The sequence below is a fragment of the Pseudomonas sp. IB20 genome (assembly GCF_009707325.1).
In the GTDB taxonomy this organism is placed as follows: domain Bacteria; phylum Pseudomonadota; class Gammaproteobacteria; order Pseudomonadales; family Pseudomonadaceae; genus Aquipseudomonas.
This window is the reverse complement of record NZ_CP046103.1, coordinates 3,192,568-3,213,281: the sequence shown is the minus strand read 5'-3', so window position 1 is coordinate 3,213,281 and position 20,714 is coordinate 3,192,568. Positions and strand designations below refer to the sequence as shown.

Below are 20,714 nucleotides of genomic sequence, written 5' to 3'. Positions count from 1 at the left end.
CGGCTTCGTAGGGTTCCGCCCTTACGGCGGGTCACTTTTGGAAAAGAGCCCCACAATTCTGCTACGCAGTAAATGGGCCAAATCTGAATACTTTGCCACTGATCCCTCGCCGCTGCTTCGCTACCCTTGCCATGGGCGCATAGTCCTCCGCGGCACCGTCTGTGGCAAGGGCCGCAGCAGCAGTGACGTGCCTGTGGTTGGTAGTGCTTGTGGTTCACGCATTCGGGCGCCAACCGCCGCCCAATGCCGTCACCAACCCCACGCTTGCCTGCAACTGCCGCGTCTGCACGGCCTGCAACGCCCTTTGCGCCTGCAACGCCGCCGTCTGTGCGGTCACCACGTCGAGGTAACTCACGGCCCCCGCTTGATAGCTATTCATCGCCAGCGACTGCGTATGTTGCGCCGCATCCGCCGCCGCCTGTTCATCCTGGGCTTGCTGCTGCAAATCCCTTAGCTGCGCCAGGTTGTCCTCCACTTCGCGCACGGCTTTGAGCACATGGCTGCGGTACTGCGCCGAAGCCTCCTCAAACTCGGCTTTGGCCTGACGCTCATTGGCACTCAAGCGCCCGCCATCAAAGATCGGCAAGTTCACCAACGGCCCAAGCGCCCAATACCGATTGCCGGCGGACAGCAAGTTACCCACCCCTTGCGTCTGCCCGCCTATCAGCCCGGTCAAGCTGAAGTCCGGATACCACGCTGCCTTCGCCACACCGATATTGGCATTGGCGGCAAACACCCGCCGTTCCGCCGCCGCAATGTCCGGACGGCGTTGCAGCAGGTGGCTCGGCAGCTGCGAAGGAATTCCCGGCAGCGCAATCAACTGTTGGCTCGCAGGCACGCTGAAGTTGCTGGCCGCCACACCCACCAACTCACCAATGGCATGCTCGGTGAGGTTGCGTTGCCCGCGCACTTCATCCAGTTGCGCCTTGGCTTCGGCCAGTTGGTTTTGCGCCCGGGTCAGGTCGAGTTCAGACGCAATCTGGCCTTCGTAACGGCTGCGTGTCAGTTGCAACGCCTGGCTGAAATCATCCAGCGAGCTGTTGAGAATCCGGCTCTGCGCATCCAGCCCATTGAGCTGCACATACAGCGTCGCCAACTGATGTTGCAGGCTCAGGCGCGCCACGGCCAAATCATCGCCGGATGCTTGCGCTTGGGCGTCACCCGCCGCGACCTGGTTGCGGATCTTGCCCCACAGGTCCAAGTCGTAGCTCAACGAAAACCCGGCGGTATTGCTGTTGTACTCCGACGGCTGCGTGTCCCCACGCAGCGGTCGCGAGTCCGATTGCCGCTGGCGCAATGGCTGTGCACTGGCGGTGATCTGCGGGAACAAACCCGCGTGCAATTGGCTGGCATACGCCTGGGACGCATCGAAATGCGCCAGCGCCGCCGCCAAATCCGGGTTGGCCTTGAGCAACTGCTGTTGCAGGTCATTCAGGTGCGAGTCGTTGTAGAGTTTCCACCATTCGGGCGCGAGTTGGTCGCAGGGTTGCGCGCTGTGCCACGGGCCGTCGCTGGTCTGTTCGCGATAGCCCGCCGGCAGGTCAACCGACGGCACCTTGTAGGTGGGCGCCATTGAGCAGCCCTGCAATAGCAGCAGCACCAACGCCGCCAGGGGTTTAAGCCTTGGGCGCATGTACACCTCCGGCGTCGGCCAGTTGCACGGGGTCGCCTTCGCGCAGGGCGTCCGGCGGGTTGTCGACCACGCGGTCGGCGGGTTTCAGGCCTTGGTCGATCACCAGGCGTTCGCCGAGGTCGAGGCCGATGTGGATGTCTTGCAGGTGCACGTGGTTCTGCGTATCGAGCACCGCGACTTGGGTGCCTTGGGCACGGAAGATCAGCGCGCTGGCGGGGATACTCACGCCGTGGGTGTCCGCCGGAATCGGCAAGGTCGCTTCGGCGTAATCACCGGGCAGCAACTCGCCGTTGGGGTTGTCGACGACGAACTGCGCGAGCAGCGTGCCGGAGCGGCGGTCGATGGCGGTGGAGTCGCCGATCAGGCGCGCCTTGAAGTGCTCGCCGGGGTGTTCGGGCACGGTCAGTTCAGCCTCCAAGCCTGGGTGGATCACCGCCGCGTAGTTCTGCGGCACCGGCACGTAGAGACGCAACTGGTGGGTGTCGGCGATGTTGAACAGTTCCGGGTCGCTGTCGGTGTCGGCCTTAATCAACTGACCGATATCGGTGTTGCGTGCGGTGATGGTGCCGGCGAATGGCGCGCGAAGGGTCTTGTAGCTTTCCAGTGCCGACAGCCGTGCATAGTCGGCCGCGGCCGCTTCGGCATTGGCTTTGGCAGCGGCGGCGTTGGAGGTTTTTTCATCGGCTTCCTGACGCGACACCGAGTGGCTGGCCAACAGGTTTTGCCAGCGTGTGGCGGTGGTCTCGGCCAGGCGTGCGTTGGCCTGTTCCTGCACCAGGCGCGCGTGGGTCTGCGCCAGTTGCTGGTCAAGGTCCGGGGTGTCGATTTCGGCGAGGATTTGCCCGGCTTTGACTTGGGTGCCGATGTCGGCTTTCCAGTCTTTCAAGTAGCCGCTGACGCGGGCGTGAATCGGCGCCTTGCTCCAGGCTTCAAGGTGCGCGGGCAGGCGCAAAGTGTCGCCGGCCACGTTCTGTTTCGGCTGGAACACCATCACTTGCGGGACGGCGGCGGTCTCGGTCCAGGCGGTGACCGATTGTTCGTGCATCGTGCGGGCGTGCAGGCCGTTGGCGACCAACAGGGCGGCCAGTGTCAGGCCGCCGATACCCATGAGCATCAGACGCTTGCGCGAGGGTGTGTGATCAGACGACATGTGAAGTTTCTCCAGCAGCTGCGCGAGTAGGGTGACGACCGTGGACCAGGCTGAAGACCACGGGTACAAATAACAGGGTGGCGACGGTGGCGAAGATCAAACCGCCGATCACCGCCCGGCCAAGGGGTGAGTTCTGCTCTTCGGACAAGGCCAGCGGCAACATGCCGATGATCATCGCCAGGGCCGTCATGCACACCGGCCGGAAGCGGGTGTAGCCGGCTTCCATCGCGGCCTTCAACGCGTCGCCATGTTCGGCCAGGCGTTCACGGCAGAAGCTCACCACCAGGATCGAGTTGGCGGTGGCCACGCCCATGCACAAGATGGCCCCGGTCAGCGCGGGCACCGACAGCGAGGTGCCGCTGAGGAACAGCATCCACACGATCCCCGCCAGCGCCGCCGGCAAGGCAGTGATGATCACGAACGGGTCGGCCCAGGACTGGAAGTTGACCACGATCAGCAGGTAGATCAGCACCACGGCGCCGAGCAAGCCGAAGCTCAAACCACTGAAGGCTTCATGCAGCGCATCGATCTGCCCATGCAGGCTGATCACTGCACCTTTGGGGCGCATGGTGGCGGTGTCATCCAGCACCTTTTGCACGTCGCGGGCTACGCCGCCAAGGTCGCGGCCTTGCACGTTGGCGTACAGGTCCAGGGTCGGTTCGATGTTGTAGTGGGTCACCACCGCCGGGCTTTGCACACGAGAGATGGTGGCCACACCGCCGAGGATCTGCGACTGGCCATCGGCACCGGTAACCGGCAGGGCTTCCAGCGACGGCAGGCTGTCGAGGCGGTATTGCGGCGTTGCCGCGACGATCGAATACGACACGCCGTTGGCTGGGTTGAGCCAGAAGGTCGGGGCGGTTTGCGAGCTGCCGGCAAGGGAGGCGACCATGCTGTTGGTCACGTCCCGCTCGGTGATACCCAGGCCGTTGGCGCGCATGCGGTCGACGTTAACTTGCAGCGATGGGTAGCCGGTGGACTGCTGGATGCGCAGGTCGGCAATGCCCGGTACGTGTTGCAAGCGACGTTCAAGTTCCACCGCATAGGCGCGGTTTTCTGCATCGCTGCGCCCGGAGATTTTCACGTCCAGCGGGGCTGGCGCGCCGAAGTTGAGGATCTGGCTGCTGATGTCCGCCGGCAGGAACGCGAAGTGGCTGCCGGGGAAGCTTTCCGGCAAGGCTTCACGCAGTTTTTTCACGTAGTCGGCGGTGGGCGCGTGGTCCTTTTTCAGGCTGACTTGAATGTCGCCATCCTGCGGGCCGATGGTGCCGCTGCTGCTGTAGGCCATGTCGATGCCGCTGAGCGGAATGCCGATATTGTCGACGATGGTGTCGAGTTCTTCGGCGGGGATCACTTCGCGAGTCCGCGCTTCAATCCGGTCGAACGCCGCCGCGCTTTCTTCAATCCGCGTGCCCAGTGGCAGGCGCACGTGAAGGGCGAGGGCGCCGGCGTCGGTGGCCGGGAAAAAGTCCTGGCCCAGGCTTGGCAACAGCAGGAACGAGGCGAGCACGCAGGCCAGGAAGCCGACGATAAAGCGCTTGCGATTGCCCAGCGCGAGCATCAGCAAGCCATGGTAGGTGTCGCGGATATTCGAGAAGTGGCGCTCGAACCCTTGCTGAAAATTCAGCACCGATTGCAGCACGGCATTGCGTGGTTTTTTGTGCTGCTCACCCTCGTGGTGGTTGATGAATTCATCTTCCGGGTGGTGCCCTGCGCCCGGTTCCGGTGTGTGCGGCTTGAGCAGGAACATCGCCAGCGTCGGCACCAAGGTGCGCGAGAGGATGAACGAGCTGGCCATGGCAAAAATCACGGCCAGGGCCATTGGCCGGAACAGGTAACCGGCGATGCCTTGCAGCAGGAACATCGGCACGAACACGATGCAGATGCACAGCAGCGAGACGAACGCCGGGCCGACGATTTGCGCGGCGCCGTCGAGGATCGCGGTCTTCACCGCCTTGCCTTGTTCCAGGTGCCAGTTGATGTTTTCGATGGTGACCGTGGCATCGTCCACCAGAATCCCCACCGCCAACGCCAGCCCGCCGAGGGTCATCACGTTGAGGGTTTGCCCACTGACCGCCAGCAGCGCAATGGCCGAGAGCACTGCCAGCGGAATTGAGGCGGCGATGATCAGGGTGGAACGCCAGCTGCCGAGGAACAGCAGGATCATCGCACTGGTCAGCAGTGCGGCGATGATGCCTTCTTGGGCCACGCTGCCCACCGATTGTTTGACGAACACCGAGGCGTCACCCAGCAGCGAGGTCTTCAGCGACGGTGGCAGGGTTTCGTTGATGCGCGGCAGCATCTGATGGATACCGTCGATGATCGACAAGGTGGAGATGCTGCCGTTTTTCAACGCCGGCATCAGCACCGCGCGGTGGCCGTCGACGCGCACGATATTGGTCTGTGGCGGCGAGCCGTCACGCACGTGGGCCACTTGGCCGATGGTGATCAGCGCGCCGTCGACGGTCTTGATCGGCAGGTCGTTGAGCTCATCAATCGCCTTGGGGCTGTTGTTGAGCAGGATCGTGTATTCGTAGGGGCCGAGTTTGGCGGTGCCCACCGGGATGATCTGGTTTTGCAGGGCCAGGGCGTTGCCTACGTCTTGGGCCGACAAGCCTTTGGCGGCCAGGGCTTGCGGGTCGAGGTCGAGGGTGATCTGGCGCTGCTTGCCGCCCATGGGCGTGGGCATGGCCAGGCCGGGCAGGGCGCTCAGCGGCAGGCGGATGTTGTTCTGCACCAGGTCGCGGATCTTGGCTTCCGAGAGGCTGGGGCTGGAGAACGCCATTTGCAGGATCGGCACCGTGGAGGCGCTGTAGTTGAGGATCAGCGGCGGCGTGATGCCCGGTGGCATTTGCTTGAGCACGGTTTGTGACACGGCGGTCACTTGCGCGTTGGCGGTGCGGATGTCCACGCCGGGCTGGAAGAAGATCTTAACGATGCCCATGCCGGGCAGCGATTGCGATTCGATGTGTTCGATGTCGTTGACGGTGGTGCTCAGGGAGCGTTCGTAGGTGTAGATCACTCGACCGGCCATGGCGTCCGGCGACAGGCCGTTGTACTGCCAGACCACGGCGACGACTGGGATGCCGATGTCGGGGAAAACATCCGTCGGGGTTTTCAGGGCCGCCATCGGCCCGACGATACAGATGAATATGGCCAACACGATAAACGTGTACGGCTTTTGCAGTGCGGTCTTTACCAGCCCGAGCATGCGTGAACCTCCGAGGGAGCAGAATTGCAAACCCCGGCAGTCTTGCCCGACCCACCTAACACGCGCCTTTCAGCCAGGTGAAGGAACATTTAGTTAACGGCTGAAGATCGTTTCATATGTATTCATTTGTTCTACAAAGGGCTGCTCTCCAAGCTTGTCTCCATCGGACGCGACACATTTGAGATCCGCACATTGTTAATTTTGGAGCCCTGCCATGTCACTGAAACCCCTGTTGTTGATTCCCGCCCTCGGCGCTGTTGTGTTGTTGTCGGCGTGCGCCGGCCCCATCCCCAAAGCGGACCCGAGCGAAGCGTGGATTGGTTTGAAAGAAGAGGCGCCGAACGACCTGATGGCCGAGCGCGTGGATGGCAAGCGGGTGGATGACGGGCGCTTTTTTGAAGTGACGCCGGGGGATCATCGTCTGGATGTGACGTTATTCGAAGAAGAGCCGGGCGACGATAACCAGCAGGACTGCCAGGGCCGGGTCGAGTACAAGCACTTCCAGGCCGGTGAGCACTACACATTGATTGAATCGAGCCTGGGCACCACCGTGCGCGCCGTCCTCAAGGACGGTCACGGCAAGGAAGTCGCGGCGACTCGAGACTTCAATTGCATGCCTGGCTAAGCATGGTGCACCGCGGCCTTATGCGGCTTGGCCGGTGCGCAGGGGTTGACGTGGGGGTGATGGTGCCGCCGGGTCACGCGCATGACCCCCCACAGCATGGCGCCGGCGACCGCCAGCCAACCGCAGACCAACAGGAAAATCGTTGTTGCAAGGCTCATTCGGGCCTCCTTTCGCCCCGCACGGGGCACACACAGTCTTCTCAATGGACAGTCTAGCTACCCGGCGGTTGCCTGCTATTGACCAATGGTCGAGTGCATCCAACTTGTTTGCTCTATCCAGCGCATTTTACTAACGCCTCGGGCTATACCCGCGTGGCTGAGCATCCTATGATCAGGGCCCTTACCGGCAGTTGATCAAGCGAGTAAAACATTGCGGTTACGGTCGAACGTTAAAACCTCCCTGCTGCTGGCGTGCGCCCTGGGGCTCGCGGCGTGTTCCGGGCACCCCTCGAAATTGGCGGGCCTGCCGGAGCGTGTCGAACTCAATGGCGTGCCGACCTTTCGCAGCGAGGCTTACCTGAGTGGCCCCTCGGCGTTAGCCAGCATGCTGTCGCAACAAGGCATTGTGATGACACCCGGCTTGCTCGATAAGCCCCTGCAGTTGCCGGGCGGCGAGGCGGACCTTGAGCGCAACATGCAGGTGCTGGCGCGTGAATACGGGCTGATGGTGTATCCACTGGATACCCAGCTGACGGCGGTGCTGGCGCAGGTGGCGGCGGGTTACCCGGTGATGGCGCGGATCAACCCGAGCGTCTGGTCCGGGACGCGCTACGTCGTGGTGGTGGGGTTCAATCAGCAGAAAAGTACAGTGCTGCTGCGCTCAGGCATGGAGCGGCGGCTGTTGATGAGCTTCAGCGATTTTGAGTCGGCCTGGAAGAGCGCCGGCCACTGGGCAATCCTGACCCAGCGCCCGAGCCAATTGCCGGCCAATGTCGATGCGCAGCGCTGGCGCGAGGCAGCCAATGCTACCGCGCAAGCCGGGCAGGAGCAGGCGGCGGCGCAGGCGCTCAAGGTGTTGGCGGAAAGAAAATAATGTGCGAGTGGGCTGGTGTGGGAGCCGGGCTTGCCCGCGATGCCGGCAACTCGGTTTTTCAGGTGGACCTAGTTGATGCCATCGCAGGCAAGCCAGCTCCCACAAAAGCCAGCTGCCAGATTAGATCTGCGTTGTTTTAGCGACTTACCTGCGCCGCATTCGGGCGATTCTTCAAGTTCTTATCAGCCTTGTAGCGCAGTGCGACGTCCGGCACCGAACCGCCCTTGCCGGTCTCGACCCAGCTGCGAATGCGGCTGGCATCGGCAAAGTGGGTGAACTTGCCGAAAGCATCCAGGATTACCAGCGACACCGGACGGTTACCCATGCTGGTCACCAGCACCAGGCAGTGGCCGGCTTGGTTGGTGAAACCGGTCTTGGTCAGCTTGATATCCCAGTTGTTGCGGTTGATCAGGTGGTCGGTGTTGGAGAAACCCAAGGTGTAGTTGGGCTTGCGGAACGACACGGTCTTTTCCTTGGTGGTGCTCAACTGGCTCAGCATCGGAAACTTGCGCGCATAGGCCAGCAACTTGCTCAGGTCACGGGCGGTGGACACGTTGTGAATCGACAGGCCGGTAGGCTCGACATAGTGCGTGCTGGTCATGCCCAGCGCCTTGGCCTTGGCGTTCATCGCCGCGATAAACGCTGGGTAGCCGCCCGGGTAGTGGTGGGCCAGGCTGGCGGCGGCGCGGTTTTCCGACGACATCAGGGCAATCAGCAGCATTTCTTTGCGCGGCATTTCACTGCCGATTTTCACCCGGGAGAACACGCCTTTCATTTCCGGCGTGTCCTTGATGTTGATGTCGATGTATTCGTCCATGTTCTGCTTGGCTTCCAGCACGATCAGGCCGGTCATCAGCTTGCTCACCGAGGCGATCGGCACCACGACGTCGGGGTTGCTGGAATAGATGACTTTGTTGGTCTGCAGGTCGACCAGCATGGCGCTGCCGGAAGCGATTTGCAGTTTGGAGGTATCACGCGGCGCCAGGGTGGTTTCGGCGGCGTGCGCAAAGGTGCCTGTGAATGCAAAAAATAGGCTGACGATAGAGAGACGAATTTTCACGCGGATGAACTCGCTAAAATAGTAAGGAAATACCGTTGGGAAACGGGTTATATGAAAAATGCCGTTACATTTTATGAGTATGGATGAAGAACTGTCGAATGTTCTTCTAGAACCAGACGAAAGTGCTTAAAAACTAACAAAAAACAGTTTTTTTTGCGGGCAATAAAAAACCCTGCGATAAGGCAGGGCTTTTTCAGTACCGCTGGTTATTAGCCGTGTAGGGTCTCTGCCGCATACAGCGTATTTTCCAACAGGCACGCGCGGGTCATCGGGCCGACACCACCTGGCACTGGAGTGATCCAGCCGGCGCGGGGCAGGGCGGTTTCGTACACGACGTCGCCGACCAGTTTGCCGTCTTCCTGGCGATTGATGCCGACGTCGATGACGATGGCGCCTTCTTTAATCCACTCACCTTTGACCAAACCGGGTTTGCCGGCGGCGACGACTACCAGGTCGGCGCGGCCGACGTGGCCGGCCAGGTCTTTGGTGAAGCGGTGGGTGACGGTCACGGTGCAGCCGGCCAGCAGCAGTTCCATGGCCATTGGGCGACCCACGATGTTGGAGGCACCCACCACCACGGCATCGAGGCCGTACAAGTCGACGCCGGTGCTTTCCAGCAGGGTCATGATGCCTTTCGGCGTGCAGGGGCGCAGCAGCGGGATACGCTGGGCCAGGCGGCCGACGTTATAAGGATGGAAACCGTCGACGTCTTTGTCCGGGCGGATGCGCTCCAGCAATTTGGAGGCATCGAGGTGCTCGGGCAGTGGCAGCTGCAGCAGGATGCCGTCGATGCTCGGGTTGTCGTTGAGGCCGTCGATCAGGTCGGTCAAGTCTTTCTGGGTGGTGCCTGTAGGCAAGTCGTAGGCTTTGGAAATAAAGCCGACCTCTTCACAGTCTTTACGCTTGTGCGAGACATAAACCTGAGAGGCAGGATCGCTGCCGACCAGGATCACCGCGAGGCCAGGCGTGCGCAGGCCTTGCTGGCTACGCTCGGTGACTCGTTTGGCGATCTGCTGGCGCAGGCTGGCGGCGATTGATTTGCCGTCGATAAGTTGTGCAGTCATTACGCGTGATTAACCATCGAGAGGGGGAAGAAAAGTGCGCGCATTCTCGCACGCCATGACGTGAGGGCAAAGGCGCTTGGTCTGCAAATTGCCCTAACCCCTTAAATAAAATCAGTTTTTTCAAAAAAGATTTGACGGGTATCAAGGCCCTCTATACTATTCGTCGCACTTGTCGGGCACAGCCTAGCACTGGTTAAGAAGGTCGAGCAGAATTGTTGTACTGCAAGGCTGGAAGCATTTAGTTTGTAATCTTCAAAGAGTGCAGATTAATAAGGCGCCCGTAGCTCAGCTGGATAGAGCATCCGCCTTCTAAGCGGATGGTCGCAGGTTCGAGTCCTGCCGGGTGCGCCATTAGGCAGCTTTGGCACAAGTAGCGCTAGATGGTGGGCGTAGCTCAGTTGGTAGAGCACGGGATTGTGACTCCCGTTGTCGAGGGTTCGATCCCCTTCGTCCACCCCATATTTTTAAAAGGCGCCAGATTAATCGTCTGGCGCCTTTGCTTTAAGAGCTTCAAGCGCGGATGTGGTGGAATTGGTAGACACACTGGATTTAGGTTCCAGCGCCGCGAGGCGTAAGAGTTCGAGTCTCTTCATCCGCACCAATTAAAACGTTGTGCCGCCGTCAGGTGGTGCAGGGTTAAACAAAGAAGATGTTTGAGTTCTTTGTTAATGCAATATGGTGGGCGTAGCTCAGTTGGTAGAGCACGGGATTGTGACTCCCGTTGTCGAGGGTTCGATCCCCTTCGTCCACCCCATATTATTAAAAAGCGCCAGATCAATGATCTGGCGCTTTTTTTTGTGTCGGATATTTCCTATCGCTTGTGCGGTGGATCTTGACGCCAAGAAAAAACAAGCATTCTCAATGCCTTGGCGTTAGAATCGTCGCCGGTTTTGAGCGTGTAGAACTGATCCGAGGCTATATGAGGGTCAGTGCAGCTATTTAATAGCGAATAACGGCGCAGTACCTGAAAAAGGGCTGTGCCGTTTTTGTTTAAGTGTTTTGAGTTTCGAGGGTGGGGCGTTTCGTCGTATTTGTGTTTCTCGATGCTGCTGCCGTGCCCTACGGCCTTGCCTGCAAGGCCGGTCGCCGAGGGTGTGTGTCCACGCCCTTCTATATAGAAGGGTTGATGCAGAGCCCTGGCGTGATGAGCTGTATTTGCTAACGGGATGAGGTGCATGCGTGCACTTGAACCTATAAATGGTCTGCTGTTTTTCCACCCGTTTTCAGTAGGGTGACTTCTTGAGTTTGACCCACTAGAATGCATGCCCTTGATTCTGGGGTCGGAAACGGCCGGCTAACGTCTGTGCAACGAGGAATATCCATGCAAGTTTCTGTTGAAAAACCTACTTCTATCGAGCGCCGCCTGAGCATCACCGTGCCGGCAGAGCGTATTGAGACTGCGGTCAACAAGCGTCTGCAGCAGACTGCCCAAAAGGCCAAAATCGCTGGTTTCCGTCCAGGCAAAGTGCCAATGAGCGAAATCAAGCGTCGTTTTGGTGCCGATGCGCGTCAGGAAGCGATTGGTGACGTGATCCAGGCTTCTTTCTATGAAGCGGTTGTCGAGCACAAGCTGAACCCAGCCGGCTCGCCTTCGATCGAGCCTAAGTCTCTGGAAGCTGGTAAAGACCTGGAATACGTCGCTGTATTCGAAGTGTTCCCAGAGTTCACCGTTGCCGGTTTCGAAGGCATCGCTGTTGAGCGCCTGAGCGCTGACGTGGCGGATGCCGATCTGGACAACATGCTGGAAATCCTGCGCAAGCAGAACACGCGTTTCGAAGTGGCCGATCGCGCTGCCCAGAACGAAGACCAACTGAACATCGATTTCGTTGGCAAGGTTGACGGCGAAGTATTCGCTGGCGGCTCCGCCAAGGGCACTCAGCTGGTGCTGGGTTCCAACCGTATGATCCCAGGCTTTGAAGATGGCCTGGTTGGCGCCAAAGCCGGCGAAGAGCGCGTTCTGAACCTGACGTTCCCTGCTGACTACCAGAACCTGGACCTGGCTGGTAAAGTCGCCGAGTTCACTGTGACTGTCAACAGTGTGTCCGAGCCTAAGCTGCCAGAACTGAACGAAGAGTTCTTCGCTCAATTCGGTATCAAGGAAACCGGTATCGAAGGCTTCCGCACCGAAGTTCGCAAGAACATGGAGCGCGAGCTGCGTCAGGCCATCAAGTCCAAGGTCAAGAACCAGGTCATGGACGGTCTGCTGGCCGCCAACCCGATCGAAGTGCCTAAGGCCCTGCTGTCCAACGAAGTGGATCGCCTGCGCGTTCAAGCGGTTCAGCAGTTCGGTGGCAACATCAAGCCTGACCAACTGCCGGCCGAGCTGTTCGAAGAACAAGCCAAGCGCCGCGTTGTGCTGGGCCTGGTTGTGGCTGAAGTGGTCAAGCAATTCGACCTCAAGCCTGACGAAGACCGTGTTCGCGAAATGATCCAGGAAATGGCTTCGGCCTACCAGGAGCCTGAGCAGGTTGTGGCTTGGTACTACAAGAACGACCAGCAGCTGAACGAAGTGCGTTCGGTTGTGCTTGAAGAACAAGTTGTGGATACTGTTCTGCAGAAGGCTAAGGTGACCGATAAAGCGGTCTCTTACGAAGAAGCAGTCAAACCGGCGGAAGCAGCACAAGCCGACTGATTGTCCAACTCGTTGGAAATACAACCATAAGCCAGCCTCGCGCTGGCTTATGCGTTTTCAAGACATGACTATTTGGGAGTAACTGCAGAGCATGTTCCTTAATTCCTATATTCAGCAGAACTCTGATGTCCAGGCCGCTGGCGGCCTGGTCCCGATGGTTGTCGAGCAATCTGCTCGTGGCGAACGCGCCTATGACATCTACTCGCGCCTGCTCAAGGAGCGAGTTATCTTTCTGGTCGGCCCTGTAGAGGACTACATGGCCAACCTGATCTGCGCGCAACTGCTGTTCCTTGAAGCGGAAAACCCGGACAAGGACATCCATCTTTACATTAACTCTCCGGGCGGTTCGGTAACGGCGGGCATGTCGATCTACGACACCATGCAGTTCATCAAGCCAAACGTATCGACCACCTGCATTGGTCAGGCCTGCAGCATGGGCGCGTTCCTGCTCACCGCAGGTGCCGAGGGCAAGCGTTACTGCCTGCCTAACTCGCGCGTGATGATTCACCAGCCTCTGGGCGGTTTCCAGGGCCAGGCGTCGGACATCGAGATTCACGCCAAGGAAATCCTGTTTATTCGTGAGCGCCTCAACACATTGATGGCCAAGCACAGCGGGCACACCCTGGAAGAAATCGAGCGTGACACCAATCGTGACAACTTCATGAGCGCCGAAGCTGCGCGCGACTATGGGTTGATCGACGCAGTGATCGAAAAGCGCCCCGCTTAATATAAGCACCTCAAAATAGGGCTGGTCGGCATGTCCGACCACCGGCGGGCTTGAAAAAGCCCGCATAAGCCTTCATCTTGTGTTGCAAGCCTATCGGATTTGGATCGAACGAATGACTGACACCCGCAACGGCGAGGACAACGGCAAGCTGCTCTATTGCTCCTTCTGCGGCAAAAGCCAGCATGAAGTGCGCAAATTGATTGCCGGCCCCTCGGTGTTTATCTGCGACGAGTGCGTCGACCTGTGCAATGACATCATCCGCGAGGAGGTGCAGGAAGCCCAGGCCGAGAGCAGCGCGCATAAATTACCTTCGCCTAAAGAAATCAGCGGCATCCTTGATCAGTACGTGATTGGTCAAGAGCGTGCAAAGAAGGTTCTGGCCGTAGCGGTGTACAACCACTACAAGCGCTTGAACCAGCGTGACAAGAAAGGCGACGAAGTCGAACTCGGCAAGAGCAACATCTTGCTGATCGGTCCTACAGGCTCGGGTAAAACCTTGCTTGCAGAAACCCTCGCTCGTCTGCTGAACGTTCCGTTCACCATCGCCGACGCCACCACCCTCACCGAGGCTGGCTACGTGGGTGAAGATGTCGAGAACATCATTCAGAAACTGCTGCAGAAGTGCGACTACGACGTAGAGAAAGCCCAGATGGGTATTGTCTACATCGACGAAATCGACAAGATTTCGCGCAAGTCCGACAACCCGTCGATCACTCGGGACGTTTCCGGTGAAGGCGTGCAGCAAGCTCTGTTGAAACTGATCGAAGGCACGGTTGCTTCCGTACCGCCACAAGGCGGTCGCAAGCACCCGCAGCAGGAATTCCTTCAGGTTGATACGCGCAACATCCTGTTCATCTGTGGCGGTGCGTTCTCCGGTCTGGAGAAGGTTATTCAGCAGCGTTCCACGCGTGGCGGCATCGGTTTCGGTGCGGAAGTGCGCAGCAAGGAAGAAGGCAAGAAGGTGGGCGAGTCCCTGCGTGAAGTCGAGCCTGACGATTTGGTCAAGTTCGGTCTGATCCCGGAATTCGTTGGCCGTCTGCCGGTCCTGGCCACGTTGGACGAGCTGGATGAGGCTGCGTTGATTCAGATCCTCACCGAGCCGAAAAACGCCCTGACCAAGCAATATGCCAAGTTGTTCGAGATGGAAGGTGTAGACCTCGAGTTCCGTACCGACGCACTCAAATCAGTGGCCAAGCGGGCACTGGAGCGCAAGACCGGTGCACGTGGTTTGCGTTCGATCCTCGAAGGCGTGTTGCTCGACACCATGTATGAAATTCCCTCGCAGTCCGAGGTGAGTAAAGTGGTGATCGACGAAAGCGTTATTGAGGGCAAGTCCAAGCCACTGTATATCTACGAAAACAGTGAGCCGGCTGCCAAGGCTGCACCCGACGCGTAAGCGTTTAGTCGTCGCAGTACAAGCAAGGGGCCTTTCGGGGCCCCTTGTTTTTTTGTGGTCGGTTTTTTTCGGCAGTTATTTTAAATTCGCGTTTATTCATGCGTTTAACTGCTGGCATTGAGCTTGTTTTTTTTGCAAGCAGCCCCCATCTTGGTTTCAAGCTTACTTTTCAACTGTCATAGAGGCGAAATCATGAAGACAACCATCGAATTGCCTCTCCTGCCGTTGCGTGATGTCGTCGTCTATCCGCACATGGTTATCCCGCTGTTCGTGGGGCGCGAGAAGTCTATCGAAGCCCTCGAGGCTGCGATGACGGGCGACAAGCAGATTCTGCTGTTGGCCCAGAAGAATCCAGCTGATGATGATCCAGGCGAAGACGCCCTGTATCGCGTCGGTACCATTGCTACTGTCCTGCAATTGCTCAAGTTGCCCGATGGCACCGTCAAGGTGCTGGTAGAAGGCGAGCAGCGCGGCGCGGTGGAACGTTTTATGGAGGTGGATGGCCACCTGCGCGCCGAAGTGGCGCTGATCGACGAAGTCGAAGCCCCTGAGCGCGAATCCGAAGTGTTTGTGCGCAGCCTGCTCTCGCAGTTCGAGCAGTATGTGCAGTTGGGCAAGAAAGTCCCGGCTGAAGTCCTGTCGTCCCTCAACAGCATTGATGAGCCAAGCCGCCTGGTTGACACCATGGCTGCGCACATGGCGCTGAAAATTGAGCAGAAGCAAGACATCCTCGAAATCATCGACCTGTCGGCCCGTGTCGAACACGTGCTGGCACTGCTGGATGGCGAGATCGACCTGCTGCAGGTTGAGAAGCGCATCCGTGGTCGTGTGAAGAAACAAATGGAGCGCAGCCAGCGCGAGTACTACCTGAATGAGCAGATGAAGGCCATTCAGAAAGAACTCGGCGACAGCGAGGAAGGCCACAACGAAATCGAAGAGCTGAAAAAGCGCATCGACGCCGCCGGCCTGCCGAAAGACGCCCTGACCAAGGCTAACGCCGAGCTGAACAAGCTCAAGCAAATGTCGCCGATGTCGGCCGAAGCCACCGTGGTGCGTTCCTACATCGACTGGCTGGTGCAAGTGCCGTGGAAGGCCCAGACCAAAGTGCGCCTGGACTTGGCTCGTGCCGAAGATATTCTCGACGCCGACCATTATGGCCTCGAAGAAGTCAAAGAACGCATCCTCGAATACCTCGCCGTGCAAAAGCGTGTGAAGAAGATTCGTGGCCCGGTGTTGTGCCTGGTGGGTCCTCCTGGTGTCGGTAAAACGTCCCTGGCTGAGTCGATTGCCAACGCCACCAACCGTAAATTCGTGCGCATGGCCCTCGGTGGTGTGCGCGATGAAGCGGAAATTCGCGGCCATCGTCGGACTTACATCGGTTCGATGCCGGGAAGATTGATTCAAAAGATGACAAAAGTGGGTGTGCGCAACCCGCTGTTCCTGCTCGATGAAATCGACAAAATGGGCAGCGACATGCGTGGCGATCCGGCCTCGGCATTGCTCGAAGTCCTCGACCCTGAGCAGAACCACAATTTCAACGACCATTACCTGGAAGTCGACTACGACCTGTCCGACGTAATGTTCCTGTGCACCTCCAACTCCATGAACATTCCGCCAGCCTTGCTGGACCGGATGGAGGTGATTCGTCTGCCGGGTTATACCGAAGACGAGAAGATCAACATCGCTGTCAAATACCTCGCGCCCAAGCAAATTTCGGCCAACGGCCTGAAAAAGGGCGAGATCGAATTTGATGTCGAATCTATCCGTGACATCGTGCGTTACTACACCCGCGAGGCCGGTGTACGGGGCCTTGAGCGCCAGATCGCGAAGATTTGCCGTAAGGCGGTCAAAGAACACGCACTGGAAAAACGCTTCTCGGTGAAGGTGGTTGCCGACTCCCTGGAACACTTCCTGGGTGTGAAAAAATTCCGTTACGGCCTGGCTGAGCAGCAGGATCAAGTAGGGCAGGTGACTGGCCTGGCGTGGACCCAGGTGGGCGGCGAATTGCTGACCATTGAAGCCGCGGTGATCCCGGGCAAAGGCCAACTGATCAAAACGGGTTCGCTGGGCGATGTGATGGTCGAATCCATCACGGCCGCGCAGACCGTGGTGCGCAGCCGCGCGAAGAGCCTGGGGATCCCCCTGGACTTCCACGAGAAGCACGACACCCACATCCATATGCCGGAAGGGGCAACGCCCAAAGACGGCCCTAGCGCTGGCGTAGGCATGTGCACGGCCCTGGTGTCGGCATTGACCGGCATCCCTGTGCGCGCCGATGTGGCAATGACTGGCGAAATTACCCTGCGTGGTCAGGTATTGGCCATCGGTGGTCTGAAAGAGAAATTGCTCGCTGCGCACCGGGGTGGAATCAAGACCGTGATCATTCCTGAAGAGAATGTTCGCGACTTGAAGGAAATTCCGGACAATATTAAGGCGGATCTTCAGATTAAACCGGTTAAATGGATTGACGAGGTCCTGCAAATTGCGCTGCAATACGCGCCGGAGCCCTTGCCGGATGTGGCTCCGGAGATTGTCGCTAAGGACGAAAAACGTGAGTCTGATTCCAAGGAAAGAATTAGCACGCATTAATGCGAATAAGCCTGGGGGCTTCCTTGACAGCTTTTTAGAGCCCTTGTTATAAAGCGGCTCTTAAGTGTCTGTAGGCCATTCAGCACTGGTTTTTGCTTTCACCAAAAAACTTAGAATCATACTCAATAGATATATAAGGGGACTTAGAGTGAACAAGTCGGAACTGATTGATGCTATCGCCGCATCCGCTGATATCCCGAAAGCTGCTGCTGGCCGTGCGCTGGACGCAGTAATCGAATCCGTCACTGGCGCTCTGAAGGCCGGCGACTCCGTAGTGCTGGTAGGCTTCGGTACTTTCTCTGTGACTGACCGCCCAGCGCGTACTGGCCGTAACCCACAGACTGGCAAAGCACTGCAAATCGCTGCTGCCAAGAAACCAGGTTTCAAAGCCGGTAAAGCCCTGAAAGAAGCCGTTAACTAAGCTTCGTTCAAGCCTTACCTACCCGGGTCGGACGCAGGTCTGGCCTGGCAGCGGAGCGGCAGCCGACCCAAGTATCCATCGGGTCGCCACGCCGGGGGTGTGGGTTCAAACCCCCGTCCGCTCCGCCAGTTACGAGAAGGCGCATCCTCGGATGCGCCTTTCTTCTATCCGGACTCTACCCACGCTCCACGGTTGCCTAATTCTTGAAGATCAACCGTTTCTGGGGGACGCATGCTGCAGAATATCAGGGACAATTCACAAGGCTGGATTGCCAAAACTATTATCGGGATCATCGTCGCATTGATGGCGTTCACCGGTATCGAGGCTATTTTCCAGGCTTCGACCAACAACACGCAGGACGTGGCCAAGGTCAACGGTGAAGAAATCACCCAAACCGAATTGAGCCAGGCCGTCGACATGCAACGTCGCCAGCTGATGCAACAGCTGGGCAAGGATTTCGATGCTTCTCTGCTGGACGAAAAACTGCTGCGCGATGCGGCCCTCAAGGGTCTGATCGATCGCAAGCTGTTGCTGCAAGGCGCGGCTGATTCCAAGTTCGGCTTCTCTGAAGCGGCCCTGGATCAGGTGATCCTGCAGACTCCGGAATTCCAGGTGGACGGCAAGTTCAGCGCCGAACGCTTTGACCAGGTGATCCGTCAACTGGGCTACAGCCGCATGCAATTCCGTCAGATGTTGACCCAGGAAATGCTGATCGGCCAGGTTCGCGCAGGTATCGCCGGCAGCGGTTTCGTCACCGACGCCGAAGTGCTGGCATTCGCCCGTCTGGAAAAACAGACCCGCGATTTCGCCACCGTCAACATCAAGGCCAACCCTGCGGCGGTGAAGCTCACCGACGACGAGGTCAAGGCTTACTACGACCAGCACGCCAAAGAGTTCATGACCCCGGACCAGGTGGTTATCGACTATCTGGAACTGAAGAAGTCTTCCTTCTTCGACCAGGTCACCGTCAAGGACGAAGAGCTGCAGGCTGCCTATCAGAAAGAAACCGCCAACCTCGCTGAACAGCGTCGTGCCGCGCATATCCTGATTGAAGTCAACGACAAGGTCACCGAGGCGCAAGCCAAGGCCAAGATCGAAGAAATCCAGGCACGCCTGGCCAAGGGTGAGAAGTTTGAAGCCCTGGCCAAGGAGTTCTCCCAGGATCCAGGTTCGGCCAACAATGGCGGCGACCTCGGTTTTGCCGGCCCAGGCGTCTACGACCCGGACTTCGAAACGGCGCTGTACGCGTTGAACAAGGATCAGGTTTCGACGCCGGTACGCACCACGTTCGGTTGGCACTTGATCAAGCTGTTGGGCGTTGAAGCACCCCAAGTGCCATCGTTTGCCAGCCTGAAAGACAAGCTGACCCGCGAGCTCAAGACCCAGCAAGTTGAGCAGCGCTTTGTCGATGCCTCCAAGCAATTGGAAGATGCGGCATTCGAAGCTTCCGACTTGGCCCAGCCGGCGTCTGACCTGAAGCTGACCGTGCACACCTCCGCGCCGTTCGGTCGTGAAGGTGGCGAAGGCGTTGCAGCCAACCGCGCCGTGGTCACCGCAGCGTTCAGCCCGGAAGTGCTGGATGAGGGTGCCAACAGCACCGCCATCGAGCTGGACCCTGAAACCATCATCGTGCTGCGAGCCAAAGAGCACCTGAAGCCTACGCAACTGCCACTGGAAAGCGTCTCTGCCGCGATCCGTGCGCAGATGACCAAGGAACGCGCCAGCGCGGCTGCCAAGGCTCATGCTGACGAGTTGATCGCCAGCCTGCGCGATGGCAAGACCCCGCTGAACCAGCCGATCGACGGCCAGGCGTGGAAAGTCACTGAAGCGGCTACCCGTAGCGCCGAAGGGGTCGAACCTGCCGTGCTGCAAGCCCTGTTCCGCATGCCTAAGCCTGCGGCCAAGGACAAGCCGACCTTCACCACCGTGACCCTGGCTGACGGTAGCCTGGTGATCGTGCGCTTGAACGGCGTGAACGAAGCGGCTGCGCCGACGGACGAAGAAAAGGCGCAATACCGCCGCTTCCTCGCTTCGCGTATCGGCCAGCAAGACTTTGCTGCGTTCCGCAAGCAGTTGGAAACCAAGGCTGACATCAAGAAATTCTGATGTTGGTGATCGCTCCTTGGTGCCGGGCTTTTTCCTGCAGGCGCTGTCCTGTAGGCCTGTGACGTTTTACCGACAGGAATGCGCGCGCCAAGGCCTCGTTCTGTTGCACAATACCGCCCGGACTGTTTTCCTCAGGATTTTCGATGTCGACATCATTTCACTTGCGTAGCCTCGGGCTGGCGCTGGTGCTGGCGGGCGCCGCGGGCTGCTCGTCACCCAAGACCGCTATTTACGAACATGAGAATTTCGACGACTCCGGTACGTTCTCCCGTGATTACCCGGTCAGCGACGTGGCGGCCTGTGAAGCGGCGCGCCGTGCGCTGTTGAGCCAGGGCTACATCATCACCAGCAGCGATCCGAAGCTGGTGGTCGGTAACAAGAGCTTCCAGCAGACGGGCGAAACCCACCTGCAGATCAGCTTCAACGTGGTGTGTGCCGATGATGGCAAAGGCGCTAAGCATTCGACGATGTTTGCCAATGCCTTGCAGGATCGCTACGCGCTGAAGAAGGTCAACAACTCCGCGAGCCTGGGTGTCGGCGTGTTGGGTTCGGTGTCGATGCCGATTGGCTCCACCGATGACTCGATGGTGAAGGTCGCGAGCGAGACGGTCTCAGCGCCAAAGTTTTATGAGCGTTACTTCGCGCTGGTGGACGTGTTTCTGCCGCAGGAAGTGAAGAAGGCCGAGCATATTCCTGAGAAGCCCAAGGCTGAACTCGGTGTGCCGGAACCCAAGGCGGCTCCGGCCGCCGAGAAGGTCGAGGCACCGAAAGAAGCACCGGCAGCGCCTGCCGCCTCCGAACCCCTGGCACCGCCAGTGGAGGCGGCGCCGATTGCCCCGCAGGCAGAACCTTCACCTGCACCTGCACCTTCACCTGCACCTGCACCTGCACCAGCGGCAGCGCCGACCAATCCGGTCTTGCCGGCGCCAACAGAAGCCATTCCACCTGTGAGTGCGTCGATGCACAGCTGCGCGGCGTTTGCGGTAGAGGCGGGCATGGGGCGAGGCTCCTGGCAGCAGAAGTTCGTACCCTAATGGAAAAGTAATTGCACTTGCAATGATTGCAATC

16 protein-coding genes and 4 tRNA genes are annotated in these 20,714 nt (G+C 58.8%); 13 read left to right on the top strand and 7 right to left on the bottom strand.

Translation table 11 applies throughout. The annotated features are described in order from the left end of the window. Positions 1-214: 214 nt before the first annotated feature. Genes GJU48_RS14780 through GJU48_RS14770 form a run of 3 tightly spaced genes read right to left on the bottom strand, consistent with a single transcriptional unit; the run spans position 215 to position 5,994 of the window. Positions 215-1,633, bottom strand: coding sequence for an efflux transporter outer membrane subunit (locus GJU48_RS14780; RefSeq protein WP_094951476.1), 1,419 nt, complete (start codon positions 1,631-1,633; stop codon positions 215-217). Then, positions 1,617-2,783, bottom strand: a complete 1,167-nt coding sequence (locus GJU48_RS14775; RefSeq protein ID WP_094951477.1) for an efflux RND transporter periplasmic adaptor subunit — start codon at positions 2,781-2,783, stop codon at positions 1,617-1,619. Before GJU48_RS14775 ends, GJU48_RS14780 begins: the two co-directional genes overlap by 17 nt. Further along, the gene (locus tag GJU48_RS14770) at positions 2,773-5,994 is read right to left on the bottom strand and encodes an efflux RND transporter permease subunit (RefSeq protein WP_094951478.1); all 3,222 of its coding nucleotides are present in this window, start codon (positions 5,992-5,994) and stop codon (positions 2,773-2,775) included. Before GJU48_RS14770 ends, GJU48_RS14775 begins: the two co-directional genes overlap by 11 nt. A 214-nt stretch (positions 5,995-6,208) precedes the next feature. Between GJU48_RS14770 and GJU48_RS14765 the strand changes: the two genes are divergently transcribed. Continuing rightward, entirely contained in the window at positions 6,209-6,619 is a 411-nt protein-coding gene (locus GJU48_RS14765; RefSeq protein ID WP_094951479.1) for a PA0061/PA0062 family lipoprotein, read from the top strand. Here the strand turns inward: GJU48_RS14765 and GJU48_RS24935 are convergent. Continuing rightward, the gene (locus GJU48_RS24935; protein WP_176462951.1) at positions 6,616-6,777 is read right to left on the bottom strand and encodes a hypothetical protein; all 162 of its coding nucleotides are present in this window, start codon (positions 6,775-6,777) and stop codon (positions 6,616-6,618) included. The two genes, GJU48_RS14765 and GJU48_RS24935, sit on opposite strands and share 4 nt — an antisense overlap. A gap of 211 nt (positions 6,778-6,988) precedes the next feature. On the opposite strand from GJU48_RS24935, the gene GJU48_RS14760 reads away from it, so the two are divergent. Beyond that, positions 6,989-7,651, top strand: coding sequence for a peptidase C39 family protein (locus GJU48_RS14760; protein WP_094951480.1), 663 nt, complete (start codon positions 6,989-6,991; stop codon positions 7,649-7,651). A gap of 136 nt (positions 7,652-7,787) precedes the next feature. Here the strand turns inward: GJU48_RS14760 and pbpG are convergent, their stop codons facing one another. Continuing rightward, complete coding sequence (pbpG, locus tag GJU48_RS14755) at positions 7,788-8,711, bottom strand: D-alanyl-D-alanine endopeptidase (RefSeq protein WP_094951481.1); 924 nt, start codon at positions 8,709-8,711, stop codon at positions 7,788-7,790. A 209-nt stretch (positions 8,712-8,920) separates the two neighbouring features. Continuing rightward, complete coding sequence (folD, locus tag GJU48_RS14750) at positions 8,921-9,775, bottom strand: bifunctional methylenetetrahydrofolate dehydrogenase/methenyltetrahydrofolate cyclohydrolase FolD (RefSeq protein ID WP_094951482.1); 855 nt, start codon at positions 9,773-9,775, stop codon at positions 8,921-8,923. Between the two features lie 274 nt (positions 9,776-10,049). Between folD and GJU48_RS14745 the strand changes: the two genes are divergently transcribed. From GJU48_RS14745 to GJU48_RS14730, 4 genes are all read left to right on the top strand, one after another. Continuing rightward, positions 10,050-10,126, top strand: a tRNA-Arg gene (locus GJU48_RS14745). A 32-nt stretch (positions 10,127-10,158) separates the two neighbouring features. Beyond that, positions 10,159-10,234 (top strand) — tRNA-His (locus GJU48_RS14740). 57 nt (positions 10,235-10,291) lie between these two features. Beyond that, positions 10,292-10,376, top strand: a tRNA-Leu gene (locus GJU48_RS14735). Between the two features lie 77 nt (positions 10,377-10,453). Then, positions 10,454-10,529 (top strand) — tRNA-His (locus GJU48_RS14730). A 57-nt stretch (positions 10,530-10,586) separates the two neighbouring features. Here GJU48_RS14730 and GJU48_RS14725 read toward each other — a convergent pair. Beyond that, on the bottom strand, positions 10,587-10,952 hold the full coding sequence (locus GJU48_RS14725) for a hypothetical protein (protein WP_141240565.1): 366 nt from the start codon (positions 10,950-10,952) through the stop codon (positions 10,587-10,589). 144 nt (positions 10,953-11,096) lie between these two features. Here GJU48_RS14725 and tig point away from each other — a divergent pair, with 144 nt between their 5' ends. From tig to GJU48_RS14690, 7 genes are all read left to right on the top strand, one after another. Then, complete coding sequence (tig, locus tag GJU48_RS14720; protein WP_094951483.1) at positions 11,097-12,407, top strand: trigger factor; 1,311 nt, start codon at positions 11,097-11,099, stop codon at positions 12,405-12,407. 91 nt (positions 12,408-12,498) lie between these two features. Beyond that, on the top strand, positions 12,499-13,134 hold the full coding sequence (gene clpP / locus GJU48_RS14715; RefSeq protein ID WP_094951484.1) for an ATP-dependent Clp endopeptidase proteolytic subunit ClpP: 636 nt from the start codon (positions 12,499-12,501) through the stop codon (positions 13,132-13,134). 112 nt (positions 13,135-13,246) lie between these two features. Next, positions 13,247-14,530: an ATP-dependent Clp protease ATP-binding subunit ClpX gene (gene clpX / locus GJU48_RS14710; protein WP_017136464.1), complete on the top strand. Its 1,284-nt coding sequence runs from the start codon at positions 13,247-13,249 to the stop codon at positions 14,528-14,530. Between the two features lie 192 nt (positions 14,531-14,722). Next, a complete protein-coding gene (lon, locus tag GJU48_RS14705) occupies positions 14,723-17,119 on the top strand; it encodes an endopeptidase La (RefSeq protein ID WP_094951485.1) in 2,397 nt (798 codons plus the stop codon). A 148-nt stretch (positions 17,120-17,267) separates the two neighbouring features. Beyond that, positions 17,268-17,540 (top strand): HU family DNA-binding protein, encoded by a 273-nt coding sequence (locus GJU48_RS14700; RefSeq protein WP_003174819.1) that lies wholly within the window; start codon positions 17,268-17,270, stop codon positions 17,538-17,540. Positions 17,541-17,771: 231 nt separating this feature from the next. Continuing rightward, positions 17,772-19,646 (top strand): SurA N-terminal domain-containing protein, encoded by a 1,875-nt coding sequence (locus GJU48_RS14695; RefSeq protein WP_094951486.1) that lies wholly within the window; start codon positions 17,772-17,774, stop codon positions 19,644-19,646. A 143-nt stretch (positions 19,647-19,789) separates the two neighbouring features. After that, positions 19,790-20,680: a DUF2242 domain-containing protein gene (locus tag GJU48_RS14690; protein WP_256671151.1), complete on the top strand. Its 891-nt coding sequence runs from the start codon at positions 19,790-19,792 to the stop codon at positions 20,678-20,680. The last annotated feature ends 34 nt before the right edge of the window (positions 20,681-20,714 follow it).